This window comes from Streptomyces sp. NPDC001373 (assembly GCF_042895815.1).
Taxonomy (GTDB): domain Bacteria; phylum Actinomycetota; class Actinomycetes; order Streptomycetales; family Streptomycetaceae; genus Streptomyces.
In genome coordinates this window covers 143,032-167,591 of record NZ_JBIAWQ010000010.1, presented here as the reverse complement: position 1 = coordinate 167,591, position 24,560 = coordinate 143,032, and the positions used below count along the sequence as shown (strand labels likewise).

Below are 24,560 nucleotides of genomic sequence, written 5' to 3'. Positions count from 1 at the left end.
GCCCACCGTCGTGTCCGGCGCGGCGGGCCCGGTCAGGGGCAGCCCCACCAGACGAAGTTGAGGTTGCCGCCGAAGAGCGCGGACACGGCCGTGGCGGACCCGAGGATCCACACCACCGTGCTCCGCCGGGCCCGGGCCAGGGCCAGCGCGAAGGGGAAGAGCAGCGGGAACGCCGGCATGATGAAGCGCATCTTCGAGAAGTAGAAGCCCGCCCCGCCCAGCGCCACCAGCATGATCATGGCCGCGAAGATCCACACCACCATGGGGGGCCGGCGCCGGCGCGTCATCAGCACGAACAGCACCACGGCGGTGACCACCGTCAGCGAGACCACCACGTGGTTGAGGGTGGTGTGCACCTCGGTGAAGGTCTTCTTCAGTTCGTTGAGGGTGTCGAAGCCGCCGTCGTACACCGAACCCCAGCGGCGCTGGAGCTCGAAGTAGCCGTCCCAGCGCCCGAAGTGCCAGCCGACGTAGCCCACGTACCCGAACCAGCCCAGCGGGGCGATCAGCGAGGCGGCGACGATCCGTCCCACCGGGGGCCGCTGCGAGCGGCGCTTGCGCAGCCACTGCACGTACTCCCAGACCCCCGCCAGCACCACGGCCGCGACGATCGCCGAACCCGAGGGCCGGGTGGCCCCGGCGAAGAGGGCCAGCACACCGGCCGTCACCCAGGACTTCGTCATCACCGCGTACATCGCCCACACGGACAGGGCGAGGAACAGCGGCTCGGTGTACGCCATCGACTGGACGAGGGCCGCCGGCACGATCGCGAACAGGGCGCAGGTGAAGAGCGCGACCCGGCGGCCGTAGATCTTGTCGGTGACGGCGAAGATGCCCCACGCGGCGACGACCGACGCGAACATCGCCAGCCCCATCGCCACCCAGTTCATGGGCAGGTGCGTGACGTACGAGGTGTACCGCACCAGCATCGGGTACACGGGGAAGAACGCCATCTGACAGCTCGGCCCCGCGAACGCGCAGGGCGACGGCGTCGCCAGCGGGGTCGTCAGACCGTTCTCGGCGATGTGCAGGTAGTAGACGGCGTCCCAGCGCCCGCCCAGGATCTCCAGCGGACGCACGTCCTTGCGCTCGGCCCAGATCGCCATGACGGCGAGACCGGTCGCACGCAGGGCGAGGTGGACCAGCAGGGCCTTGCGGGCACGCTTCAGGTTCGCGAGTACGCGCCGTCCGACACCACGGAGTCCGGAGTCCTTCTTGCCGGTGAGCGGTCCGGCGACGAGAAGCGAGTCGGGGACATCGGCGCGTATCTGGGTATGCGTCACATTCGATCCTGGTCGTCGCCCGGCAGAAGGCCGCCGAGGCGGCAACGTACAACGTTACACAGGTGGAGGGTGCAACCCGCGCGCACCCTGTGCTGAAACCACGTAACGAATCGGACGCACACATACCCGCCCACAACCGGGCCCGCACCCCCGTACACGACGGACGGGTACCACCGGCGGTGACCGGTGGTACCCGTCCGTCGTGTCCGTCCGAGGACGGCGGCCGTGTCAGCCGCCGAACTCCTCCAGGCCCTTCAGCGCCTGGTCCAGCAGGGCCTGGCGGCCCTCCAGCTCGCGGGACAGCTTGTCGGCCTTGGCGTTGTTGCCGGCCGCGCGCGCGGAGTCGATCTCACCGCGCAGCTTGTCGACGGCCGCCTGGAGCTGGCCCGTCAGACCCGCAGCACGCGCCCGCGCCTCCGGGTTGGTACGCCGCCACTCGCCCTCCTCGGCCTCCTGGATCGCCCGCTCCACGGCGTGCATCCGGCCCTCGACCTTGGGACGGGCGTCGCGCGGCACGTGGCCGATGGCCTCCCAGCGCTCGTTGACGGAGCGGAACGCGGCCCGGGCCGCCTTCAGGTCGGTCACCGGGAGGAGCCGCTCCGCCTCGACGGCCAGCTCCTCCTTCAGCTTCAGGTTCTCCACCTGCTCGGCGTCCCGCTCCGCGAAGACCTCGCCGCGCGCCGCGAAGAAGACGTCCTGCGCACCGCGGAAGCGGTTCCACAGGTCGTCCTCGGCCTCGCGCTGCGCGCGGCCCGCCGCCTTCCAGCTGTCCATCAGCTCGCGGTAGCGGGCCGCCGTCGGACCCCAGTCCGTCGACTTCGACAGCGACTCGGCCTCCGCGACCAGCTTCTCCTTGGCCTTGCGGGCCTCCTCGCGCTGGGCGTCCAGCGCGGCGAAGTGCGCCTTGCGGCGCTTGGAGAAGGCCGACCGGGCGTGCGAGAAGCGGTGCCACAGCTCGTCGTCCGACTTGCGGTCGAGCCGGGGCAGGCCCTTCCAGATGTCGACCAGCGCGCGCAGCCGCTCGCCGGCGCTGCGCCACTGGTCGCTCTGCGCCAGCTGCTCGGCCTCGGTCACCAGGGCGTCCTTGGCCGCACGGGCCTCGTCCGCCTGCTTGGCCTTCTGGACCTTGCGCTCCTCGCGCCGCGAGTCCACCGTCGCCACCAGCTTGTCGAGCCGGACGCGCAGCGCGTCGAGATCGCCGACGGCGTGGTGCTCCTCCACCTGGGTCCGCAGGTGGTCGATGGCCGTCTGGGCGTCCTTGGCGGACAGATCGGTGGTCCGCACCCGCCGTTCGAGGAGGCCGATCTCGACCACCAAGCCCTCGTACTTGCGCTCGAAGTAGGCCAGGGCCTCCTCGGGGGTGCCCGCCTGCCACGAGCCGACGACCTGCTCGCCCTCGGAAGTACGCACGTACACGGTGCCGGTCTCGTCGACTCGGCCCCACGGGTCGCTGCTCACAGCGCCTCCTCCACCTGATGCCGCGCGGGGTCGTGTCCCCCCGGCATCGTCCACAGTTTCCAGGGGCGGGCAGCGCCCGCCCTGCACAACGCCAACATAGGCGACCGCCGGGCCGGCTGTCCGCATCCCGCACGACGGAATATCGCCGCAGGGGGCGCGGGCCGGCCGGGCCGGGGCCGCCGGACCCCGTTAGTTCTTGGTGACGGCGGCCTTCTCGATGGTCACGGGGGCCTTCGGGGCGCCGTCCTGGGCCCCGTCGGCCGTCCCGGCCTTGGCGACCTCCTTCAGCACCTTCAGCCCGGCCGCGTCGATCCTGCCGAACGGGGTGTAGGAGGGGGCCAGCGGGCTGTCCTTGTAGACCAGGAAGAACTGGCTGCCGCCGGTGCCGGGCTGCCCCGTGTTGGCCATCGCCACCGTGCCGGCTGGGTAGACGACCTGGCCCTGCTCGTTCGGCTTGCCCAGGGAGTCCAGGTTCTCGTCCGGGATGGTGTAGCCCGGGCCGCCCCGGCCGGTGCCCTCGGGGTCGCCGCACTGGAGCACGTAGATCCCGGAGGTCACCAGGCGGTGGCACTTGGTCTTGTCGAAGAAGCCCTTGTCGGCGAGCGACTTGAAGGAGTTGACCGTCTGGGGGGTCTTCGACGCGTCCATCTCGAACTTCACGTCGCCCGCGCTGGTCTTCAGGTCGAAGGTGTACTTCGCCTTGTCGTCGATCGCCATCGCCGGGGAGGGCGACTTCTTCGGCTCGGGCGCCGACGGGGAGGCCGAGGGCTCGGCCGACGCGTCGTTCTCGTCCTTGCCGTCGAAGACACCGCCCGCGACCAGGCCGATCAGGGCCACGATCACGGCGGCCGAGGCCGCGCCGATGATCGCCAGCCGCTGCCGTGACTTGCGGCGGGCCTCTGCGCGGCGCTTCTGCTGGCGCTCGTACTTCTCCCTGGCGAGCTGTCGCCGACGCTGATCGCTCGTGACCACCGGGTCGTCTCCTTGTGCGTCTCTGGTACCGCTGTCCGGGCTCGGTTAGGCCGTACCGTATATGGGTTCGCTGTGTGATGAGGGGCGCCGGTAGGCTCTGAGCAGCAGATTCCGAACTGCTGCCGCCCGACGGACGACGATTGAGGACGAACGTGCTGATTGCCGGGTTCCCCGCCGGGGCCTGGGGGACCAACTGCTACCTGGTCGCCCCCGCCGCGGGTGAGGAGTGCGTCATCATCGACCCGGGCCACCAGGCCGCCCAGGGAGTCGAGGAGACACTGAGGAAGCACCGTCTCAAGCCCGTCGCGGTCGTCCTGACCCACGGCCACATCGATCATGTGGCCTCCGTGGTCCCGGTGTGCGGAGCGCACGACGTTCCCGCCTGGATCCACCCCGAGGACCGCTACATGATGAGCGACCCGGAGAAGGCACTCGGCCGCTCCATCGGCATGCCGCTCATGGGCGAGCTGACCGTCGGCGAGCCGGACGACGTCCGCGAGCTGTCCGACGGCAGCGCCCTGAAGCTGGCAGGGATGGAGTTCTCGGTGGCGCACGCGCCCGGGCATACCAAGGGGTCGGTGACCTTCCGGATGCCCGAGCAGGCCGACGTACCGCCGGTCTTCTTCTCGGGCGACCTGCTCTTCGCCGGCTCCATCGGACGCACCGACCTGCCCGGCGGCTCCCACGCCGAGATGCTCCAGTCGCTGGCCCGCGTGTGCCTGCCGCTGGAGGACTCGACCGTGGTGCTGTCCGGCCACGGTCCCCAGACCACCATCGGCCGCGAGCGCGCGACCAACCCGTACCTGCGGGAGGTCGCCGCCGGCCCGGGAGACGGCACCGCCGCCCCACGACGAGGAATGTGACGAGTTTCGTGAGCACCTTCAAGGCCCCCAAGGGCACGTATGATCTGCTGCCGCCCCGCTCCGCCAGCTTCCTGGCGGTGCGCGAGGCGATCTCCGCACCCCTGAGGAACTCCGGCTACGGATATGTCGAGACCCCCGGGTTCGAGGACGTGAAGCTGTTCTCCCGCGGGGTCGGCGAGTCCACCGACATCGTCAGCAAGGAGATGTACACCCTCACGACGAAGGGCGGCGACGAGCTCGCCCTGCGCCCCGAGGGCACCGCCTCCGTGCTGCGCGCGGCCCTCCAGGGCAACCTGCACAAGCTGGGCAGCCTGCCCGTCAAGCTCTGGTACTCCGGCTCGTACTACCGCTACGAGCGCGCCCAGGCGGGCCGCTACCGCCACTTCTCCCAGGTCGGCGCCGAGGCCATTGGCGCCGAGGACCCCGCGCTGGACGCCGAGCTGATCATCCTCGCCGACCAGGCGTACCGCTCGCTGGGCCTGCGCAACTTCCGCATCCTGCTGAACTCGCTCGGCGACAAGGAGTGCCGCCCGGTGTACCGGGAGGCGCTGCAGGGCTTCCTGCGCGGCCTCGACCTCGACGAGGAGACCGTCCGCCGGGCCGAGATCAACCCGCTGCGGGTCCTCGACGACAAGCGGCCCGACGTGCAGAAGCAGCTGGTCGGCGCCCCCGTGCTGCGCGACTACCTGTGCGACGCGTGCAAGGCGTACCACGAGGACGTCCGGGCGCTGGTCACCGCCGCCGGGGTGGCCTTCGAGGACGACGAGAAGCTGGTCCGCGGCCTCGACTACTACACCCGCACCACCTTCGAGTTCGTCCACGACGGCCTGGGCTCCCAGTCCGCGGTCGGCGGCGGCGGCCGCTACGACGGCCTGTCCGAGATGATCGGCGGACCGGCCCTGCCGTCGGTCGGCTGGGCGCTGGGCGTGGACCGGACCGTGCTCGCCCTGGAGGCGGAGGGCGTGGAGCTGGACATCCCGTCGGCCACGGCGGTCTTCGCGGTCGCGCTGGGCGAGGCCAAGCCGGCCGTGTTCGGACTGGTGACCGAGCTGCGCAGGGCCGGGGTCGCGGCGGACATGTCCTACGGCGGAAAGGGCCTCAAGGGCGCCATGAAGGACGCCAACCGCAGCGGGGCGCGTTTCGCGGTGGTCGCGGGCGACCGCGACCTGGCCGAGGGCGTGGTCCAGCTCAAGGACATGGAGTCCGGCGAGCAGAGCGCCGTGGCGGTGTCCGACCTGGTCGCCGAGGTGCGGGCCCGCCTGGCCTGAGGTCCGTCCGGTCCGTGACGCGGGTCCGCCGGGGGGGGGGGGGGGGGGCCCCCCCCCCCCCCCCCCCCCCCCCCCCCCGGGGGCGGGGGGGGGGGGCGGGCCCCGGGGGGGGGGGGGGCCCCCCCGCCCCCGCCCCCGGCGTCCGTTCCGGGCCGTCCTTATCCGGATCGAACGGAAGGCGGCGTCCGCCGTACGGCACAATGGCCGTGCTTGATGACCTTGCCGATGTGGGATGTGGAGCGGGCGGGATGACGACTACGGGTGCTGGCGCGGACACCGCTCCGCGGACCTACGGCGGGAGCCGGGCGCTGGCCCTGCTGCTGGTCATCACCGGGGCGGCGGCCCTGCTGGCCGCCTGGGTGATCACCATCGACAAGTTCAAGCTGCTGGAGGACCCGAACTTCACGCCGGGCTGCAGCCTGAACCCGGTCGTCTCCTGCGGCAACATCATGAAGAGCGAGCAGGCGTCGGCGTTCGGCTTCCCGAACCCGATGATGGGCCTCGTCGCCTACGGGATCGTCGTCTGCGTCGGCATGAGCATCATCGCCGGCGCCCGCTTCCGCCCCTGGTACTGGCTGACCCTGAACGCCGGCATGCTCTTCGGCGTCGGCTTCTGCGCCTGGCTGACGTACCAGTCGCTGTACAACATCAACTCGCTGTGCCTGTGGTGCTGCCTGGCCTGGGTCTGCACGATCCTGATGTTCTGGTACGTCACCTCGTACAACGTCCGCACGGGCCTGCTGCCCGCGCCCGGCTGGCTGCGCGGTTTCCTGGACGAGTTCACCTGGGTCCTGCCCGCCCTGCACATCGGGATCATCGGGATGCTGATCCTGACCCGCTGGTGGGACTTCTGGACCTCCTGAGTCCGCCCGGCCGTCCGGGCGGGCCTGTCGGTGGCCTCGCATAGGCTCTAGGGGTGGAACCAGACCTCTTCACCGCAGCCGCCGAGGAACGCCGGGAGAAGGATCCGGCCAGCGCCCCGCTGGCCGTCCGGATGCGCCCGCGCACCCTGGACGAGGTGGTCGGCCAGCAGCACCTGCTGAAGCCCGGCTCGCCCCTGCGCCGCCTGGTGGGGGAGGGTGCCGGGGGACCGGCCGGAGCCTCGTCGGTGATCCTCTGGGGGCCGCCGGGAATCGGCAAGACCACCCTCGCCTACGTGGTCAGCCAGGCCACCCGGAAGCGGTTCGTCGAGCTGTCGGCGATCACGGCGGGTGTCAAGGAGGTCCGGGCCGTCATCGAGGGCGCCAAGCGCGCCGCCGGCGGCTACGGCCAGGAGACCGTCCTCTTCCTCGACGAGATCCACCGCTTCAGCAAGGCGCAGCAGGACTCCCTGCTGCCGGCGGTGGAGAACCGCTGGGTCACCCTGATCGCGGCGACCACGGAGAACCCGTACTTCTCGATCATCTCCCCGCTGCTCTCGCGCTCGCTGCTGCTGACGCTGGAGCCGCTCACCGACGGCGACCTGAGCGGGCTGCTGCGGCGCGCGCTGGAGGAGGAACGGGGGCTGGGCGGCGCGGTCCGCCTGCCCGCCGACGCCGAGGCGCACCTGCTGCGGATCGCCGGGGGCGACGCCCGCCGGGCGCTGACCGCGCTGGAGGCGGGAGCCGGATCGGCGATCGCCAAGAGCGAGGAGGAGATCACCCTCCAGACCCTGGAGGAGGCCGTCGACCGGGCGGCGGTCCGCTACGACCGGGACGGCGACCAGCACTACGACGTGGCGAGCGCGCTGATCAAGTCCATCCGGGGCTCCGACGTGGACGCCGCGCTGCACTACCTGGCCCGGATGATCGAGGCCGGCGAGGACCCCCGGTTCATCGCGCGGCGGCTGATGATTTCCGCGAGCGAGGACATCGGCCTGGCGGACCCCACCGCGCTGCCGCTGGCGGTGGCGGCGGCCCAGGCGGTGGCGATGATCGGCTTCCCGGAGGCGGCGCTGACCCTGTCGCACGCCACCATCGCCCTGGCCCTGGCCCCGAAGTCCAACACCGCTACCACCGCGATCGGCGCCGCGCTGGCCGACGTACGGGCCGGTCTGGCCGGTACCGTGCCGGCGCACCTGCGCGACGGGCACTACAAGGGCGCGGCCAAGCTGGGGCACGCCGTCGGATACGTCTACCCGCACGACGTCCCGGGCGCCATCGCGGCCCAGCAGTACGCCCCGGACGAGATCCACGGCAAGCGGTACTACGAGCCGACCCGCTACGGGGCGGAGGCCCGGTACGCGGACGTGGTCGAGAAGGTCCGCGAGCGGCTGCGCGGGAACTGAACCCGGCCGGGAGCGCGGCGGCAGGCCGCAGACGCAGGCCACCGGTTCGGGGAAGTCGAAGCGGGCGTCGAAGGCGGCGCGGCCGGGCCTGCCGGTGAAGCGCACGCGCAGCCCGAGGCGGTCCAGGGCGAGGGGGACGGGGGTCAGCCCGGCCGCCTCCCGGGAGCCCAGCAGTGCGCGGAGGCCGGCCAGGCGTCCGGGGTGGACGGAGGCCAGGTGCTGGAGGAGCTCGGCCTCGTGGGCCGTCATCGGGTCCGGTTCGGCGGCGGCCAGCTCGTCGGAGTCCACCCGCGCGGCGCCCCACAGGTCGTCCACGGAGATCTCGCCGACCTCCAGGCGCAGCAGCGTCCAGGCCGGCCGGCCCGTGTACGGGACGTCGGCGTCGGAGGACTCCGTCAGCCCGGGCAGCTCGTCCACCGCGTGGCGCTCGGCCATGAGGGCGGCGCAGACCGCGCGGTCGGCCCCGCGCACCGGCGTCAGCCACCCGGCGAGCCGGGCGCGGCCCCGGATACGATGGGGCACGGACACCGGCGCCACGTCCGTGATCTCGATCACGGCGGGGAGGTCGTCGTCCTGGGCGTGAGCGGCGGCCCTGGCCGCCGCGGATTCCCCTGGCACCAGGAGAATCACGTCCCCGTCCGGGGCGACGGTCCGAGCGGCCGGCGCCCCCGTCCCGCACTCGTGCTGGTCACGGGTCCACACCTGGTCACGAGCACCCGGCAGAGTGAGGGATACTGAGGCGTTGGACTCTACGAGGGTTCGTACGCGTTCGGCTCCGGTGAGCTGCCGAACGCCTTCCCTGGGACGCGGCTGACCTTGCTTATCGTCGTCGAAAGCGGATTCCGTTTCGTTGGAACCCGAACTGCGATGCGCACTGGGCAGGGGGATCCCATGTGGTCGAGACATTACGTCCTCCTCGATAAGGTAAGCCTCACCTAACTTACATGGAGGTAGGTTCCCCGTGAACCAGAAGCGACCCAAGGTCAAGAAGTCCCGTGCCCTCGGCATCGCCCTGACGCCGAAGGCCGTCAAGTACTTCGAGGCCCGCCCCTACCCGCCGGGCGAGCACGGCCGTGGCCGCAAGCAGAACTCGGACTACAAGGTCCGTCTGCTCGAGAAGCAGCGTCTGCGCGCCCAGTACGACATCTCCGAGCGCCAGATGGCCCGCGCGTACGACCGCGCGAAGAAGGCCGAGGGCAAGACGGGCGAGGCGCTGGTCGTCGAGCTCGAGCGTCGTCTGGACGCCCTGGTCCTGCGTGCCGGCATCGCCCGCACCATCTACCAGGCCCGCCAGATGGTCGTCCACGGCCACATCGAGGTCAACGGCGGCAAGGTCGACAAGCCGTCGTTCCGCGTGCGTCCCGACGACGTCATCACGGTTCGCGAGCGCAGCCGCGAGAAGCACCCCTTCCAGGTCGCCCGCGAGGGTGGCTACGCCGGTGAGGGTGAGACCCCGCGTTACCTGCAGGTCAACCTGAAGGCCCTGGCCTTCCGCCTCGACCGCGACCCGAACCGCAAGGAGATCCCGGTCATCTGCGACGAGCAGCTCGTCGTCGAGTACTACGCCCGCTGATCCAGCGGACGTAGCCACTCACAGGCTGGTCCGGCCCGCCGTCCCCTCCGGGGGCGGCGGGCTTTGCCGTGTCCGGAGGAGCACCACTGGAATCCGGTACTGCGGCGGATCTCCGGCGCGATAGGGTCGGAGCAGACTTAACCCGTAGGTTTTCCAGATTCAGGAAGCGGTGCAACGTGTCCGGTGGAGAGGTGGCCGGGATCATCGTGGCCGTCTTCTGGGCCATCCTGGTCTCCTTCCTCGCGGTGGCGCTGGCCAGGCTCGCCCAGGTGCTCAGGGCCACCACCAAGCTGGTGGCCGACGTCACCGAGCAGGCCGTCCCGCTGCTGGCGGACGCGTCCACGACCGTCCGCTCCGCGCGCACCCAGCTCGACCGGGTCGACGCCATCGCGAGCGACGTCCAGGAGGTCACCTCCAACGCCTCCGCGCTGTCCTCCACCGTCGCCTCCACCTTCGGAGGCCCGCTCGTCAAGGTCGCGGCCTTCGGGTACGGGGTGCGCAGGGCACTGGGCAGGACCGACACGGGACCCGAGCGGACCCCCCGGCGCACCGTGATCGTCGGCCGCACGGTGCCGGAGCCCCGGCGCCGCAAGCAGAAGGGCTGAGACCTCCGATGTTCCGCCGAGCCTTCTGGTTCACCGCCGGCGCCGCCGCCGGCGTCTGGGCCACCACCAAGGTCAACCGCCGGCTGAAGAAGCTGACGCCGGAGAGCCTCGCGGCCCAGGCGGCCGACAAGGCCGTGGAGGCGGGCCACCGCCTCAAGGACTTCGCCCTCGACGTCAAGGCGGGAATGACGCAGCGCGAGGGCGAGCTGAACGACGCCCTGGGCCTGACCCAGGACCCCGACCGGCCCGACAACGTCACCGCCCTCCCCGGGCCGCGGCGGCTGCGGGCCATCGCGAACGACACCACCACCCACCGTCCGAACCACTCGGCGGTTACGTACAACCGGAATGAGGACCACTGATGGAGTCGGCTGAAATCCGCCGCCGCTGGCTGAGCTTCTTCGAGGAGCGCGGTCACACCGTTGTCCCTTCGGCGTCGCTCATCGCGGACGACCCGACTCTGCTCCTGGTCAACGCGGGCATGGTCCCGTTCAAGCCGTACTTCCTCGGTGAGACCAAGCCGCCGGCCCCCCGGGCCACCAGCGTGCAGAAGTGCGTCCGCACCCCGGACATCGAAGAGGTCGGCAAGACCACCCGCCACGGCACCTTCTTCCAGATGTGCGGCAACTTCTCCTTCGGCGACTACTTCAAGGAAGGCGCCATCAAGTACGCCTGGGAGCTGCTCACCAGCTCCGTGGCGGACGGCGGCTACGGCCTGGAGCCGGAGAAGCTCTGGATCACCGTCTACCTCGACGACGACGAGGCCGAGACGATCTGGCGCGACGTCATCGGCGTCCCCGCCGAGCGCATCCAGCGCCTGGGCAAGAAGGACAACTTCTGGTCCATGGGCGTCCCGGGCCCCTGCGGTCCCTGCTCGGAGATCAACTACGACCGCGGCCCCGAGTTCGGCGTCGAGGGCGGCCCGGCCGTCAACGACGAGCGCTACGTGGAGATCTGGAACCTCGTCTTCATGCAGTACGAGCGGGGCGCCGGCGACGGCAAGGAGGACTTCCCGATCCTCGGCGACCTGCCGTCGAAGAACATCGACACCGGCCTCGGCCTCGAACGCCTCGCGATGATCCTGCAGGGCGTGCAGAACATGTACGAGACCGACACCCTGCGCGTGGTCATGGACAAGGCCACCGAGCTGACCGGTGTCCGCTACGGCGCCGCGAAGGACACCGACGTGTCCATGCGCGTCGTGGCCGACCACATGCGCACCTCCGTCATGCTCATCGGCGACGGCGTCACCCCCGGCAACGAGGGCCGCGGCTACGTGCTGCGCCGCATCATGCGCCGCGCCATCCGCAACATGCGCCTCATGGGAGCCACCGGCCCGGTGGTCCGGGAGCTCGTCGACGTCGTGATCAACACGATGGGGCAGCAGTACCCGGAGCTCGTCACCGACCGCAAGCGCATCGAGACCGTCGCCATCGCCGAGGAAGCCGCCTTCCTCAAGGCCATCAAGGGCGGCACCAACATCCTCGACACCGCCGTGACCGAGACCAAGGCCGCCGGCGGCACGGTCCTCTCCGGCGACAAGGCGTTCCTGCTCCACGACACGTGGGGCTTCCCGATCGACCTCACCCTGGAGATGGCCGCCGAGCAGGGCCTCTCCGTGGACGAGACCGGTTTCCGCCGCCTGATGCAGGAGCAGCGCGACCGCGCCAAGGCCGACGCCAAGGCCAAGAAGACCGGCCACGCCGACGTCTCCGCCTACCGCGAGATCGCCGACGGCTCCGGCGCCACGGAGTTCACCGGCTACGCCACCAACCAGGGCGAGGCCACCATCGTCGGCCTCCTGGTCAACGGCGTCTCCGCGCCCGCCGCCTCCGAGGGCGACGAGGTGGAGGTCGTCCTCGACCGGACCCCGTTCTACGCCGAGGGCGGTGGCCAGCTCGCCGACCAGGGCCGCATCAAGCTCGACACCGGTGCCGTCATCGAGGTCCGCGACGTCCAGCAGCCCGTCCCGGGGGTCTCCGTCCACAAGGGCTCCGTCCAGGTCGGCGAGGTGACGGTGGGCGCCTCCGCGTACGCCGCCATCGACATCAAGCGCCGCCGGGCCATCGCCCGCGCCCACTCGGCCACCCACCTGACCCACCAGGCGCTGCGCGACGCCCTCGGCCCGACGGCCGCCCAGGCCGGCTCCGAGAACAGCCCCGGCCGCTTCCGCTTCGACTTCGGCTCCCCGAACGCCGTCCCCGGCACGGTCCTCACCGACGTCGAGCAGAAGATCAACGACGTGCTCTCCCGCGAGCTCGACGTCACCGCCGAGATCATGAGCATCGACGAGGCGAAGAAGCAGGGCGCCATCGCCGAGTTCGGCGAGAAGTACGGCGAGCGGGTCCGCGTCGTGACCATCGGCGACTTCTCCAAGGAGCTCTGCGGCGGCACGCACGTCGGCAACACCGCCCAGCTGGGCCTGGTGAAGCTGCTCGGCGAGTCCTCCATCGGCTCCGGCGTGCGCCGCGTCGAGGCCCTGGTCGGCGTGGACGCGTACAACTTCCTCGCCAAGGAGCACACGGTCGTCGCCCAGCTCCAGGAGCTGGTCAAGGGCCGTCCGGAGGAGCTCCCGGAGAAGATCGCCTCCATGCTCGGCAAGCTGAAGGACGCCGAGAAGGAGATCGAGAAGTTCCGCGCGGAGAAGGTCCTCCAGGCCGCCGCCGGCCTCGCCGCCGGCGCCCAGGACATCCGCGGCGTCGCCCTCGTCGTCGGTCAGGTGCCGGACGGCACGGGCGCCGACGATCTGCGCAAGCTGGTCCTGGACATCCGCGGCCGCATCCCCGGCGACCGCCCGGTCGTCGTCGCACTGTTCACCGTGGCGAACGACCGCCCGCTGACCGTCATCGCCACCAACGAGGCGGCCCGCGAGCGCGGCCTCAAGGCCGGTGACCTGGTCCGCACCGCCGCGAAGACCCTCGGCGGCGGCGGTGGCGGCAAGCCGGACGTGGCCCAGGGCGGCGGCCAGAACCCGGGCGCCGTGCCCGAGGCCATCGCCGCGGTCGAACGCCTCGTCGTCGAGACGGCCTGACGATGAGCCTGCGCCGCGGCCGCCGTCTGGCCATCGATGTCGGAGACGCCCGGATCGGGGTCGCCTCGTGCGACCCCGACGGGGTGCTGGCCACACCGGTGGAGACCGTCCCGGGCCGGGACATCCCGGCCGCCCACCGGCGGCTGCGGCAGCTCGTCGAGGAGTACGAGCCCCTCGAAGTCGTCGTCGGCCTCCCCCGCTCGCTCAGCGGGCGGGAGGGGCCGGCCGCGGCCAAGGTGCGTGCCTTCGCGAACGAACTGGCCAAGGGCGTCAAACCGGTGACGGTCCGTCTGGTGGACGAGCGGATGACCACGGTCACCGCCGCCCAGGGCCTGCGCGCCTCCGGGAGGAACGCGAAGAAGGGCAGGTCGGTCATCGACCAGGCGGCCGCCGTGGTCATCCTCCAGAACGCTCTTGAGACCGAACGGGTATCGGGTAATCCGCCCGGCGAGTGCGTCGAAGTGGTTGTCTGATCGCAATACGGTAACGTTCCGCGCGATGAGACGGCATTCGAACAGCCGTCGCCCACCACTCAAGAGGCGGAACCGGGTGCCGCGGCCGAAATGAGCCGCGGCCTACGTCTCGCGGCTCTAGGGGACCGATGACTGACTATGGCCGGGGCCACGGCTCCGAACCGTGGAACCCCCAGGACCCCCTGTACGGGGACCAGGGGTGGACCGCGCACCAGACGCAGCAGGGGCAGGTGCCCTACGGCGGTGACCCGCAGCAGCAGTACCAGCACCCTCTGGAGCCGCAGCACCAGGACCCGCAGTACCAGCAGCCCCAGTACCAGCAGGAATACCCCGCGCAGTACCCGCAGCAGGAGATGCAGTACGCCGAGCAGCAGGCGTACGCGGCGCAGCACGCCCAGGGGCAGCAGCAGCTCCAGCAGCCGCCGTACGAGGGCCAGGGCTGGGACGGCGGCCACGAGCAGCAGTACGTGGCCGCCGTCCAGACGGACCCCTACGCGGGCGCCGACCCGTACGCCCAGCAGTCCGCCGGGGCCTATCCCGGCGAGGCGCCCGACCTGTACGCGACGCCGGACGCCTTCCCGCCGCCGCAGCCCCCGAACCAGCGCCACCTGGAACCGGAACCGGCCGAGGCCGAGGAGCCGGAGGACTCCCTCCTGCCCGCGGACGGCGAGGACGACGCCGAGGAGCCCGCGGCCGGCGGCCGCCGGGCGGGCCGCGGCAAGGCCGGCAAGAAGCAGCAGAAGAAGCGCAGCGGCACCGCCTGCCTCATCGCCGCCGTGGTGATCCTCGGCGTCGTCGGCGGTGGCGGCTACTACGGCTACGGCTACCTGAAGGACCGGTTCGGCGCGACCGAGGACTTCGCGGGCGAGGGCACGGACGAGACCGTCGACGTCGAGATCCCCAAGAACGCGGGCCTCGGCCAGATGGGCCGCATCCTGAAGGAAGCCGGCGTGGTCGCCAGCGCCCAGGCCTTCGTGGACGCCGCGAACGCCAACCCCAAGGGCAAGTCGATCCAGCCCGGCATCTACCCGCTGAAGAAGAAGATGTCGGGTACGGCCGCCGTCGCGCTGATGATCGACCCCAGCAAGCTCGCGGTCATCACCATTCCCGAGGGCGCGCGGAACGCCGACGTCTACAAGATGATCGACAAGAAGCTCGGCAAACCGGACGGCACCACCCGGGAGATCGCCTCGCGCGAGTCCAAGAACCTCGGCCTGCCGGCCTGGGCCGCGAGCAACCCGAAGATCATGGACCCGCTCGAGGGCTTCCTGTACCCGATGCGGTACGACCTCAAGAAGGACAGCACCCCCGAGTCCCTGCTCAAGCAGATGGTCAAGAACGCCTCCGACAAGTACGCGGAGCTGGGCGTCGAGGCCAAGGCCAAGGAGCTCAACCTGGAGAACCCGCTCCAGGTGATCAGCGTCGCGAGCCTCGTCAACGCCGAGGGCAAGAACCACGACGACTTCCGGAAGATGGCGGAGGTGGTCTACAACCGCCTCAAGAAGACCAACGACGTCACGAACCAGAAGCTCCAGTTCGACTCGACGTACAACTACGTCAAGGGCCAGAGCGAGATCAACTTCAACCTGAAGGAAGCCCAGGCCTTCGACCACCCGTACAACACGCACTTCGTCAAGGGCCTCCCGCCCGGCCCCATCGACAACCCCGGCCTGGACGCGCTGACCGCTACGCTCAACCCCGATCACGGCGGCTGGATGTTCTTCGTGTCGGTCGACGGCAACAAGACGACCTTCACCAAGACCTACGACGAGCACCTGAAGCTCGTCGCGGAGTTCCAGGAGCGCCAGGCGCAGAAGAAGAACGGCGGGTAGCAGGACATGTCACGGACGCGGGCCGCGGTGCTGGGTTCTCCCATCGAGCACTCCCTCTCACCGGTACTGCACCGGGCGGCCTACCGGGAGCTCGGCCTCGGCGACTGGTCCTACGACCGGTTCGAGATCGACGAGGCCGCGCTCCCCGGGTTCGTGGCGGGGCTGGGCCCCGAGTGGGCCGGGTTCTCCCTGACGATGCCGCTCAAGCGGGCGGTCATCCCGCTGCTGGACGAGATCAGCGACACTGCCGCCTCGGTGGAGGCGGTCAACACCCTCGTCCTGACCGGGGACGGCCGCCGCGTCGGCGACAACACCGACATCCCCGGCATAGTCGCGGCCCTGCGCGAGCGCGGGGTCGAGAAGGTCCCCGCCGCCGCCGTCCTCGGGGCCGGCGCCACCGCCTCCTCGGCGCTGGCGGCCCTCGCCCGGATCTGCACCGGCGAGATCACCGCGTACGTCCGCTCGGCCGGCCGCGCCGACGAGATGCGCCGCTGGGGCGAGCGGCTCGGCGTGGACGTCCGCACCGCCGACTGGTCGCGGGCCGCGGAGGCCCTGACGGCCCCCCTGGTGATCGCCACCACCCCGGCGGGCGCCACCGACGGACTCGCGGCCGCCGTACCCGCGGCCCCGGGCGCACTCTTCGACGTCCTGTACGACCCCTGGCCCACGGCCCTCGCGGCCGCCTGGTCCGGCCGAGGCGGCACCCTGCTGGGCGGCCTCGACCTCCTCGTGCACCAGGCCGTCCTCCAGTTCGAGCTGATGACCGGCCGCACCCCCGGACCCCTGGCGGCCATGCGGGCCGCGGGAGAGCGGGCGCTCGCCGCGCGTTAGGCTTCCCGCCTGCTGTTCTTCGGGGTGAGGGGGCGCGTGGAAGCGTTCGGATCGGGTCAGACGCTGGCGTCGAAGTGGGACGCGGCGTACGGCGTCCTGATGTTCGTGAAGGTGATGCTCGGCAGTCTGCCGGCCTGGGCGAAGTGGATCCTCGCCTCCCTCGTGGCCGTCCTGCTCCTCCTGGAGGGCTACCGGTGGTGGCGCCGGCGTGAGACGGCCGTCCGATAGCTGGACCGGAGCGCGGTGGTACCCCCGGGACGTGGGAGGATTCGGGTACCGGCGGTCGCGGTCCGCGCACCGGACACGCCGTGGCAGTGCCAGGCGCGAGCATGAGGAGCATCGTTGAGCAGGTTGCGTTGGCTGACCGCAGGAGAGTCGCACGGACCGGCCCTGGTCGCGACGCTGGAGGGCCTTCCCGCCGGCGTCCCGGTCACCACCGAGCTGGTGGCCGACCACCTGGCGCGGCGCCGCCTCGGCTATGGACGCGGTGCCCGGATGAAGTTCGAGCAGGACGAGGTCACCTTCCTCGGCGGCGTCCGCCACGGGCTGTCCCAGGGCTCCCCGGTCGCCGTGATGGTCGGCAACACCGAGTGGCCCAAGTGGGAGACGGTCATGTCGGCCGACCCGGTGGACCCCTCGCTGCTCAAGGACACCGGCCGCAACGCGCCGCTGACCCGCCCGCGCCCCGGCCACGCCGACCTCGCGGGCATGCAGAAGTACGGCTTCGACGAGGCCCGCCCGATCCTGGAGCGCGCCAGCGCCCGTGAGACCGCCGCCCGCGTCGCCCTCGGTGCCGTCGCCCGCTCCTTCCTCAAGGAGGTCGCGGGCATCGAGATCGTCTCGCACGTGGTGGAACTGGCCTCGGCCAAGGCCCCCTACGGCGTCTACCCGACCCCCGCCGACGTCGAGAAGCTCGACGCCGACCCGGTGCGCTGCCTCGACGCCGACGCGTCGAAGGCGATGGTCGCGGAGATCGACCAGGCCCACAAGGACGGCGACACCCTCGGCGGCGTCGTCGAGGTCCTCGCCTACGGCGTGCCCGTAGGCCTCGGCTCCCACGTCCACTGGGACCGCCGCCTCGACGCCCGCCTCGCCGCGGCGCTCATGGGCATCCAGGCCATCAAGGGCGTCGAGGTCGGCGACGGCTTCGAGCTGGCCCGCGTGCCCGGCTCCCAGGCCCACGACGAGATCGTCTCCACCCCTGAGGGCATCAGGCGCACCTCCGGCCGCTCCGGCGGCACCGAGGGCGGCCTGACCACCGGCGAGCTGCTGCGCGTCCGCGCCGCGATGAAGCCCATCGCGACCGTGCCGCGCGCCCTGGCCACCGTCGACGTGGCCACCGGCGAGGCGGCGGTGGCGCACCACCAGCGCTCCGACGTCTGCGCCGTGCCCGCCGCGGGCATCGTCGCCGAGGCCATGGTCGCGCTCGTGCTGGCCGACGCGGTCGTCGAGAAGTTCGGCGGCGACTCCGTCCCCGAGACCCGGCGCAACGTGCGGTCCTACCTCGACCACCTGCAGATCCGGTGACGGGCGGACCGCTGGTCGTCCTCGTCGGCCCCATGGGGTCCGGCAAGTCCACGGTGGGGGCGCTGCTCGCCGAACGGCTCGGCGTCGCCTACCGGGACACGGACGCGGACATCGTCGCCGCCCAGGGCCGCGAGATCTCCGACATCTTCGTCGACGAGGGCGAGCCGTACTTCCGTGAGCTGGAGCGGCGGGCGGTCGCCACCGCCGTCGCCGAGCACACGGGGGTCCTCTCCCTCGGCGGCGGCGCCGTCCTCGACGCGGACACCCGTGCCCTGCTGGCCGCCCTGCCCGTCGCCTACCTGTCTATGGAGGTCGAGGAGGCCGTGCGCCGCGTCGGCCTCGGCGCGGCCCGCCCGCTGCTGGCCGTCAACCCGCGCCGCCAGTGGCGCGAGCTGATGGACGCGCGGCGCCCCCTGTACACCGAAGTAGCGCGCGTCGTGGTGGCCACGGACGAGCGCACCCCCGAAGAGGTCGCCCAGGCGGTCCTCGACGCTCTGGAGTTGAAGGACGTATGACAGACCAGGTGACGCGGATCCAGGTCGGCGCGAGCGCCGGACACGACGCGTACGACGTGCTGGTCGGCCGGCAGCTGCTCGGCGAGCTCGGCGGCCTGATCGGAACGACGGCCCGGCGGGTCGCCGTGATCCACCCGGAGGCCCTCGCCGAGACCGGCGAGGCGCTCCGCGCGGACCTGGCCGAGCAGGGCTACGAGGCCATCGCCATCCAGGTGCCCAACGCCGAGGAGGCCAAGACCGTCGAGGTGGCGGCCTACTGCTGGAAGGCGCTGGGCCAGTCCAACTTCACCCGCACCGACGTGATCGTCGGCGTGGGCGGCGGCGCCACCACCGACCTGGCCGGCTTCGTCGCGGCCTCCTGGCTGCGCGGGGTGCGCTGGGTCGCGGTCCCGACCACCGTCCTGGCGATGGTGGACGCGGCCGTCGGGGGCAAGACCGGCATCAACACCGCCGAGGGCAAGAACCTCGTCGGCGCCTTCCACCCGCCGGCCGGGGTGCTGTGCGACCTCGCGGCGCTGGACTCGCTGCCCGTCAACGACTACGTCAGCGGCCTCGCCGAGATCATCAAGGCCGGCTTCATCTCCGACCCGGTGATCCTCGACCTGATCGAGGAGGACCCGCAGGCCGCGCGCACGCCCGAGGGCCCGCACACGGCCGAGCTGATCGTCCGCTCCATCCGGGTCAAGGCCGACGTGGTCTCCAGCGACCTCAAGGAGTCGGGCCTGCGGGAGGTCCTCAACTACGGGCACACCCTCGCGCACGCCATCGAGAAGAACGAGCGCTACAAGTGGCGCCACGGCGCGGCCGTCTCCGTCGGCATGGTCTTCGCCGCCGAGCTGGGCCGCCTCGCGGGCCGCCTCGACGACGCGACGGCCGACCGGCACCGGACCGTCCTCGCCTCCGTCGGCCTGCCGCTGACCTACCGCGGCGACCAGTGGCCCAAGCTGCTCCAGACCATGCAGGTCGACAAGAAGTCCCGCGGTAACCTGCTGCGCTTCATCGTCCTCGACGGGCTGGGCAAGCCGACCGTCCTGGAGGGCCCCGATCCGGCCCACCTGATCGCCGCCTACGGTGAGGTGTCGGCGTGAGCCGCCCCGTCCTGGTGCTGAACGGCCCGAACCTGGGCCGGCTCGGCTCCCGCGAGCCCGACGTCTACGGGGCCACCTCGTACGCCGGACTGGTCGAGAGCTGCCGCACCCTGGGCGCCGAGCTCGGCTTCGACGTCGAGGTCCGCGAGACCAACGACGAGGGGGAGCTCGTGCGCTGGCTGCACGAGGCGGCGGACGGGAAGATCCCGGTCGTGATCAACCCGGGCGCCTTCACGCACTACTCGTACGCCATGCGCGACGCGGCCGCCCAGCGCACCGCGCCGCTGATCGAGGTGCACATCTCCAACCCGTACGCCCGGGAGGAGTTCCGGCACACCTCGGTCATCGCGGCGGTGGCCACCGGTACCGTCGCCGGCTTCGGACTGGGCTCCTACCGGCTGGCGCTGCGCGCGCTGGCCGAAGAGCTCACGACCTGAGATAACGTTCTCGCATCAGTCGCCTGAACGAGACGGAGTGGCGAGGATGCAGCACGGAGTGGGGGGCTGGGGTCCGCCGGGGCATCCCCCGGCGGCACCCCCGCCACCGCCGATACCCCCTGCACAGGGCTGGCCGGCGCCCCCGGTGCCCGAGGCGACCGGGCACATCCCGCTGCCCCCCGTCGCGCCCGCACCGCCCTCTCCCCCCGCCGGGGGGACGGGCGGCGCCACGCTCGCCGTCCTGCTCATCGGCCCGGCGGGCGCCGGCAAGACCACCGTGGCCCGGCACTGGGCGGCGACCCGCCCGGTGCCGACCGCTCACATCAGCCTCGACGACGTCCGCGAATGGGTCCGCTCGGGCTTCGCCGACCCGCAGGCCGGCTGGAACGACCACTCCGAGGCCCAGTACCGCCTCGCCCGCCGCACCTGCGGCTTCGCCGCCCGCAACTTCCTGGCCAACGGGATCTCCTGCATCCTCGACGACGCCGTCTTCCCGGACCGGCCCGTGGTCGGGCTCGGCGGCTGGAAGCGCCACGTCGGCCCCGCCCTGCTCCCGGTCGTGCTGCTGCCCGGCCTGGAGATCGTCCTGGACCGCAACGCCGCCCGCTCCGGCAACCGGCGCCTGTCCGACGAGGAGGTCGCCCGCATCCACGGTCGGATGGCCGGCTGGTACGGCTCGGGGCTGCCGATCATCGACAACTCCCACCTCGACGTGGAGGCCACCGCCCGCGCCCTGGACGAGGTCCTCGCCCGGGCCCTGGCGAGCCCTCCCCGCTGGTAGGAGCCGCGGGGGAGGGGCCGCCCCGGCCCCGTCCGGACGCGCTCGCCGGGCCGGATGCGCGGGGCGCTCGTAGGCTCGAAGACATGTCAGACGTGTACGCGGCCCGCAGGGGCCTGCTCCGCGAGCGCTGCGCCGCCGCGGGCAACTCCGCTGCCCTGATCACGCGTCCGGCGAACGTCCGCTACCTCGCCGGGGCGTCCCCGCCGGGCGCCGTCCTGCTGGTCGGGCCCGCCGATGACGAGCTGTTCTGCGCCGCCGCCCCCACCGGCGAGGTCGACGAGGGGCGGCTGGACGAGGGGCTGGCGCTCAGTCTGCTGGGCGGCCCCGGCGCCGATCCGGCGGTGGCCGCGGCCGACCGCGCCGCCGCCGTGCGCGCGGACTCCCTCGCCGTCGAGGAACACCACCTGACCGTCGCCCGGCACCGCGCCGTGAGCTCTGTGGCCCCCCGGCTGCGCCTGGCCGACCTGGGTACCGCCGTGGAGCAGCAGCGGCTGGTCAAGGACGAGGAGGAGATCGCCTGCCTGCGCATCGCCGCCGAGATCGCCGACCAGGCCCTCGGCGAGCTGCTGGAGTCGATCCTGGTCGGGCGGACCGAACGCCACCTGGCCCTGGAACTGGAGCGCAGGCTCGTCGACCACGGCGCCGACGGCCCGGCCTTCCCGACCTCGGTCGGCACCGGCCCGCACTCCGGCCGTTCCCGGCACCGTCCCTCGGACCGGCGGGTGGAGGAGGGCGACTTCCTGTCCGTCTGCCTCGGCGCGAACTACCGGGGCTACCGCTGCGAGATCGGCCGTACGTTCGTGATCGGCACCACTCCGGCCGACTGGCAGATCGAGCTGTACGAACTGGTCTTCGCCGCCCAGCGGGCCGGCCGGGAGGCGCTGCTGCCCGGGGCCGCGTACCGCGAAGTGGACCACGCGGCGCGGTCCGTACTGGGCTCGGCGGGGCACGGCGAAGCCCTCGCCGGGTGCATGGGACACGGGGTCGGCCTCGAAATCGACGAGGACCCGCAGCTTGCACCTACGGCAATGGGTAAACTGGACGCTTGCGTGCCGGTCACCGTCGAACCGGGGGTTCACCTCCCGGGCCGGGGAGGTGTCCGGATCGATGACACGCTCGTCGTGCGCCCCGAGGCGGACGGCGGTCCCGAGCTACTCACCATTACGACCAAGGAGCTGCTCGCACTGTAGTCCGCTGTGCCGGGCTGGGTGCGCCTCCCTGGTCTTCCAGTGCAGGAGATTCCGCAACCGTGGCTTCCACGAACGACCTCAAGAACGGCATGGTGCTCAAGCTCGACGGTGACCAGCTCTGGTCCGTCGTCGAGTTCCAGCACGTCAAGCCCGGCAAGGGCCCGGCCTTCGTGCGCACCAAGCTCAAGCACGTGCTCTCCGGCAAGGTCGTCGACAAGACCTTCAACGCCGGCACGAAGGTCGACACCGCCACGATCGACCGCCGTGACATGCAGTTCTCGTACATGGACGGCGACTACTTCGTCTTCATGGACATGCAGACCTACGACCAGCTGATGGTCGACCGCAAGGCCGTCGGCGACGCCGCCAACTTCCTCATCGAGGGCTTCACCGCCTCCGTGGCCCAGCACGAGGGCGAGGTGCTCTACGTCGAGCTCCCGGCCGCCGTCGAGCTGACCATCGAGCACACCGACCCGGGCGTCCAGGGCGACCGCTCCACCGGCGGCACCAAGCCCGCCAAGCTGGAGACCGGCCACGAGATCCAGGTCCCGCTCTTCGTCACCACCGGCGAGAAGATCAAGGTCGACACCCGCACCAGCGCCTACCTCGGCCGGGTGAACGGCTAACCGTGGCTGCCCGGAGCAACGCGCGCAAGCGCGCCTTCCAGATCCTCTTCGAGGCCGACCAGCGCGGCGTTCCCGTGCGCGAGGTCCTCGCGGACTGGATCCGGCACGCGAATGCGGACGTCCGGCAGCCGCCGGTCAGCGCCTTCACGATGGACCTCGTCGAGGGGTACTCCGAGAAGGTGAACCGCATCGACGACCTGATCGTCACCTACGCCGTGGACTGGGAGCTCGACCGCATGCCGGTCGTCGACCGGAACATCCTGCGGCTGGGCGCCTACGAGCTGATCTGGGTCGACGAGACCCCGGACGCCGTGGCGATCGACGAGGCGGTGCAGCTGGCGAAGGAGTTCTCCACGGACGACTCGCCGGCGTTCGTCAACGGCATGCTGGCCCGCTTCAAGGACCTGAAGCCGAGCCTGCGCCGCGGCGAGGACTGACGCGCGCACCGCGCGCATACGGAAGGGCCCGCAACGTCCGCGTTGCGGGCCCTTCCGTATGCGTGTCCCGCACGGGACACGCTGCGCGCCCCGTGCGGGACACGAAAAACCGGCGGGTGCCGGGACCCTGGGGTCCCGGCACCCGCCGGTACGTTTCTGCTGGTGGCCGGCCCCGGCCGGGGGACTAGATGTCCTCGTGGGCCACGGCGCGGCGCGCGTCGGCGTCGAGGACGCCCCAGCTGATCAGCTGCTCGGTCAGGACCGAGGGGGACTGGTCGTAGATGACGGCCAGGGTGCGCAGGTCGTCCTGGCGGATCGACAGCACCTTGCCGTTGTAGTCGCCGCGCTGGCTCTGGATGGTCGCGGCGTAACGCTGGAGCGGGCCGGCCTTCTCGGCGGGCACGCCCGCCAGGCGCTCCAGATCGAGGCGCAGCTTCGGCGGCGGCTCGGCGGCTCCGCCCGGGGTCGTGCCCGGGAGCAGCTCCTGGACCGGAACCCCGTAGAAGTCCGCCAGCTCGGCCAGGCGCTGGACGGTCACGGCGCGGTCCCCGCGCTCGTACGAACCGACCACCACGGCCTTCCAACGGCCCTGGGACTTCTCCTCGACTCCGTGGAGGGAGAGGCCCTGCTGGGTGCGGATGGCGCGGAGCTTGGCCCCGAGCTGTTTGGCGTATTCGCTGGACATAACGCTCCCGGACGCTGTGACGTGCGGCTCCGCCGCGCGGCTGGTAACTCACTGTGAGGTTACGCAGCGTTACGTGGATGCGTCAAGCCGAATGGTCATCGACGCCCTCCTACGGGGCGGAGCGCGGGCACCCGGTGCGCGGGTGTCCTCGGGGTCCTGGTACCGTGGGCGGCGTACATCAGACGTCCTTTAAGGTCCGTCCCGTGAGGCGGAGAAGGAGGTCCTCTTCATGGACAGCCAGGTTTCCCAGGTCTCTCCCGATGAAGCGATGCGCCCCGTGCTGGAGGCGCAGGACATCGCCCGGGTCCTGACCCGTATCGCCCACGAGATCGTCGAACGCGCCAAGGGCGCCGACGACGTGGTGCTCCTCGGCATCCCCACCCGCGGTGTCCACCTCGCCCGCCGGCTGGCCGCCAAGCTCGAGGAGATCACCGGGACGAAGGTCCCGGTCGGCTCCCTCGACATCACCATGTACCGCGACGACCTGCGGATGAAGCCCGCGCGGGCCATCGGCCGCACCGAGATCCCCGGTGACGACATCGACGGCCGCCTCGTGGTCCTCGTCGACGACGTCCTCTTCTCCGGCCGCACCATCCGCGCCGCCCTCGACGCCCTCGGCGACCTCGGCCGCCCCCGCGCCGTCCAGCTCGCGGTCCTCGTCGACCGCGGCCACCGCGAACTTCCGATCCGCGCCGACTACGTGGGCAAGAACCTGCCCACGTCGCTGCGGGAGACCGTCAAGGTCCAGCTCCAGGAGGAGGACGGCCGCGACGCCGTACTGCTCGGCCAGCGGACCGTCCAGGCAGCAGCGCAGTAGCC

Annotated in this window: 26 protein-coding genes; 22 read left to right on the top strand and 4 right to left on the bottom strand. The window is 71.6% G+C overall.

Translation table 11 applies throughout. The features are described from left to right. Window positions 1–32 precede the first annotated feature (32 nt). The 3 genes from ACFY15_RS23060 to ACFY15_RS23050 form a co-directional block, all read right to left on the bottom strand. Window positions 33–1,283, bottom strand: a complete 1,251-nt coding sequence (locus ACFY15_RS23060) for a hypothetical protein (RefSeq protein ID WP_390689204.1) — start codon at window positions 1,281–1,283, stop codon at window positions 33–35. 228 nt (window positions 1,284–1,511) lie between these two features. Then, on the bottom strand, window positions 1,512–2,741 hold the full coding sequence (locus tag ACFY15_RS23055; RefSeq protein ID WP_390689203.1) for a DUF349 domain-containing protein: 1,230 nt from the start codon (window positions 2,739–2,741) through the stop codon (window positions 1,512–1,514). 189 nt (window positions 2,742–2,930) lie between these two features. Then, a complete protein-coding gene (locus ACFY15_RS23050; protein WP_390826002.1) occupies window positions 2,931–3,713 on the bottom strand; it encodes a peptidylprolyl isomerase in 783 nt (260 codons plus the stop codon). Between the two features lie 152 nt (window positions 3,714–3,865). On the opposite strand from ACFY15_RS23050, the gene ACFY15_RS23045 reads away from it, so the two are divergent. From ACFY15_RS23045 to nusB, 21 genes are all read left to right on the top strand, one after another. Then, a complete protein-coding gene (locus tag ACFY15_RS23045) occupies window positions 3,866–4,576 on the top strand; it encodes an MBL fold metallo-hydrolase (RefSeq protein WP_390689201.1) in 711 nt (236 codons plus the stop codon). Window positions 4,577–4,584: 8 nt separating this feature from the next. Then, on the top strand, window positions 4,585–5,844 hold the full coding sequence (gene hisS, locus ACFY15_RS23040; protein ID WP_390689200.1) for a histidine--tRNA ligase: 1,260 nt from the start codon (window positions 4,585–4,587) through the stop codon (window positions 5,842–5,844). 248 nt (window positions 5,845–6,092) lie between these two features. Further along, window positions 6,093–6,707, top strand: a complete 615-nt coding sequence (locus ACFY15_RS23035; RefSeq protein WP_390689199.1) for a vitamin K epoxide reductase family protein — start codon at window positions 6,093–6,095, stop codon at window positions 6,705–6,707. A 53-nt stretch (window positions 6,708–6,760) separates the two neighbouring features. Next, entirely contained in the window at window positions 6,761–8,110 is a 1,350-nt protein-coding gene (locus tag ACFY15_RS23030) for a replication-associated recombination protein A (protein WP_390689198.1), read from the top strand. 201 nt (window positions 8,111–8,311) lie between these two features. Then, window positions 8,312–8,848 carry a hypothetical protein gene (locus ACFY15_RS23025; protein ID WP_390826001.1) on the top strand — a complete coding sequence of 179 codons (537 nt, stop codon included), beginning with the start codon at window positions 8,312–8,314 and terminating at the stop codon, window positions 8,846–8,848. A gap of 223 nt (window positions 8,849–9,071) precedes the next feature. Continuing rightward, window positions 9,072–9,683, top strand: a complete 612-nt coding sequence (gene rpsD, locus ACFY15_RS23020; protein WP_007263048.1) for a 30S ribosomal protein S4 — start codon at window positions 9,072–9,074, stop codon at window positions 9,681–9,683. 176 nt (window positions 9,684–9,859) lie between these two features. Continuing rightward, complete coding sequence (locus ACFY15_RS23015) at window positions 9,860–10,288, top strand: DUF948 domain-containing protein (RefSeq protein ID WP_366453616.1); 429 nt, start codon at window positions 9,860–9,862, stop codon at window positions 10,286–10,288. Between the two features lie 8 nt (window positions 10,289–10,296). Next, window positions 10,297–10,650, top strand: coding sequence for a DUF6167 family protein (locus tag ACFY15_RS23010; protein WP_390689197.1), 354 nt, complete (start codon window positions 10,297–10,299; stop codon window positions 10,648–10,650). Next, window positions 10,650–13,319 carry an alanine--tRNA ligase gene (gene alaS / locus ACFY15_RS23005; RefSeq protein WP_390689196.1) on the top strand — a complete coding sequence of 890 codons (2,670 nt, stop codon included), beginning with the start codon at window positions 10,650–10,652 and terminating at the stop codon, window positions 13,317–13,319. The genes ACFY15_RS23010 and alaS overlap by 1 nt, the downstream gene beginning before the upstream one ends. A 2-nt stretch (window positions 13,320–13,321) precedes the next feature. Then, complete coding sequence (ruvX, locus tag ACFY15_RS23000) at window positions 13,322–13,792, top strand: Holliday junction resolvase RuvX (protein ID WP_389616861.1); 471 nt, start codon at window positions 13,322–13,324, stop codon at window positions 13,790–13,792. A gap of 128 nt (window positions 13,793–13,920) precedes the next feature. Then, the gene (gene mltG / locus ACFY15_RS22995; RefSeq protein ID WP_390689195.1) at window positions 13,921–15,624 is read left to right on the top strand and encodes an endolytic transglycosylase MltG; all 1,704 of its coding nucleotides are present in this window, start codon (window positions 13,921–13,923) and stop codon (window positions 15,622–15,624) included. A gap of 6 nt (window positions 15,625–15,630) precedes the next feature. After that, entirely contained in the window at window positions 15,631–16,455 is an 825-nt protein-coding gene (locus ACFY15_RS22990; RefSeq protein WP_390689194.1) for a shikimate dehydrogenase, read from the top strand. A 36-nt stretch (window positions 16,456–16,491) separates the two neighbouring features. Then, window positions 16,492–16,683 (top strand): hypothetical protein, encoded by a 192-nt coding sequence (locus ACFY15_RS22985; protein ID WP_390689193.1) that lies wholly within the window; start codon window positions 16,492–16,494, stop codon window positions 16,681–16,683. A 114-nt stretch (window positions 16,684–16,797) separates the two neighbouring features. After that, complete coding sequence (gene aroC, locus ACFY15_RS22980; RefSeq protein WP_390826000.1) at window positions 16,798–17,982, top strand: chorismate synthase; 1,185 nt, start codon at window positions 16,798–16,800, stop codon at window positions 17,980–17,982. Continuing rightward, the gene (locus tag ACFY15_RS22975) at window positions 17,979–18,497 is read left to right on the top strand and encodes a shikimate kinase (RefSeq protein WP_390689191.1); all 519 of its coding nucleotides are present in this window, start codon (window positions 17,979–17,981) and stop codon (window positions 18,495–18,497) included. Before aroC ends, ACFY15_RS22975 begins: the two co-directional genes overlap by 4 nt. Beyond that, window positions 18,494–19,585, top strand: a complete 1,092-nt coding sequence (aroB, locus tag ACFY15_RS22970) for a 3-dehydroquinate synthase (RefSeq protein ID WP_390689190.1) — start codon at window positions 18,494–18,496, stop codon at window positions 19,583–19,585. The genes ACFY15_RS22975 and aroB overlap by 4 nt, the downstream gene beginning before the upstream one ends. Next, window positions 19,582–20,022, top strand: a complete 441-nt coding sequence (aroQ, locus tag ACFY15_RS22965; protein ID WP_390689189.1) for a type II 3-dehydroquinate dehydratase — start codon at window positions 19,582–19,584, stop codon at window positions 20,020–20,022. The genes aroB and aroQ overlap by 4 nt, the downstream gene beginning before the upstream one ends. Before the next feature lie 46 nt (window positions 20,023–20,068). Beyond that, complete coding sequence (locus ACFY15_RS22960) at window positions 20,069–20,803, top strand: AAA family ATPase (RefSeq protein ID WP_390689188.1); 735 nt, start codon at window positions 20,069–20,071, stop codon at window positions 20,801–20,803. An 83-nt stretch (window positions 20,804–20,886) separates the two neighbouring features. Continuing rightward, window positions 20,887–21,993, top strand: coding sequence for an aminopeptidase P family protein (locus tag ACFY15_RS22955; RefSeq protein ID WP_390689187.1), 1,107 nt, complete (start codon window positions 20,887–20,889; stop codon window positions 21,991–21,993). A gap of 59 nt (window positions 21,994–22,052) precedes the next feature. Continuing rightward, window positions 22,053–22,619, top strand: a complete 567-nt coding sequence (efp, locus tag ACFY15_RS22950) for an elongation factor P (RefSeq protein WP_366453605.1) — start codon at window positions 22,053–22,055, stop codon at window positions 22,617–22,619. A gap of 2 nt (window positions 22,620–22,621) precedes the next feature. Continuing rightward, window positions 22,622–23,056: a transcription antitermination factor NusB gene (gene nusB / locus ACFY15_RS22945; protein WP_390689186.1), complete on the top strand. Its 435-nt coding sequence runs from the start codon at window positions 22,622–22,624 to the stop codon at window positions 23,054–23,056. A 184-nt stretch (window positions 23,057–23,240) separates the two neighbouring features. On the opposite strand, the gene bldD is transcribed toward nusB, so the two are convergent. Beyond that, a complete protein-coding gene (gene bldD / locus ACFY15_RS22940; RefSeq protein ID WP_007263032.1) occupies window positions 23,241–23,741 on the bottom strand; it encodes a transcriptional regulator BldD in 501 nt (166 codons plus the stop codon). Between the two features lie 229 nt (window positions 23,742–23,970). Here bldD and pyrR point away from each other — a divergent pair, with 229 nt between their 5' ends. Further along, window positions 23,971–24,558: a bifunctional pyr operon transcriptional regulator/uracil phosphoribosyltransferase PyrR gene (gene pyrR, locus ACFY15_RS22935; protein ID WP_366453603.1), complete on the top strand. Its 588-nt coding sequence runs from the start codon at window positions 23,971–23,973 to the stop codon at window positions 24,556–24,558. The last annotated feature ends 2 nt before the right edge of the window (window positions 24,559–24,560 follow it).

What these genes read in the sequence shown, in the direction of transcription:
- ACFY15_RS23035 (WP_390689199.1), top strand. Translation starts at nt 6,093, where the DNA reads ATGACGACTACGGGTGCTGGCGCGGACACCGCTCCGCGGACCTACGGC.
- ACFY15_RS23010 (WP_390689197.1), top strand. Translation starts at nt 10,297, where the DNA reads ATGTTCCGCCGAGCCTTCTGGTTCACCGCCGGCGCCGCCGCCGGCGTC.
- alaS (WP_390689196.1), top strand. Translation starts at nt 10,650, where the DNA reads ATGGAGTCGGCTGAAATCCGCCGCCGCTGGCTGAGCTTCTTCGAGGAG.
- ruvX (WP_389616861.1), top strand. Translation starts at nt 13,322, where the DNA reads ATGAGCCTGCGCCGCGGCCGCCGTCTGGCCATCGATGTCGGAGACGCC.
- mltG (WP_390689195.1), top strand. Translation starts at nt 13,921, where the DNA reads ATGACTGACTATGGCCGGGGCCACGGCTCCGAACCGTGGAACCCCCAG.
- ACFY15_RS22990 (WP_390689194.1), top strand. Translation starts at nt 15,631, where the DNA reads ATGTCACGGACGCGGGCCGCGGTGCTGGGTTCTCCCATCGAGCACTCC.
- aroB (WP_390689190.1), top strand. Translation starts at nt 18,494, where the DNA reads ATGACAGACCAGGTGACGCGGATCCAGGTCGGCGCGAGCGCCGGACAC.
- ACFY15_RS22960 (WP_390689188.1), top strand. Translation starts at nt 20,069, where the DNA reads ATGCAGCACGGAGTGGGGGGCTGGGGTCCGCCGGGGCATCCCCCGGCG.
- ACFY15_RS22955 (WP_390689187.1), top strand. Translation starts at nt 20,887, where the DNA reads ATGTCAGACGTGTACGCGGCCCGCAGGGGCCTGCTCCGCGAGCGCTGC.
- bldD (WP_007263032.1), bottom strand. Translation starts at nt 23,741, where the DNA reads ATGTCCAGCGAATACGCCAAACAGCTCGGGGCCAAGCTCCGCGCCATC.
- pyrR (WP_366453603.1), top strand. Translation starts at nt 23,971, where the DNA reads ATGGACAGCCAGGTTTCCCAGGTCTCTCCCGATGAAGCGATGCGCCCC.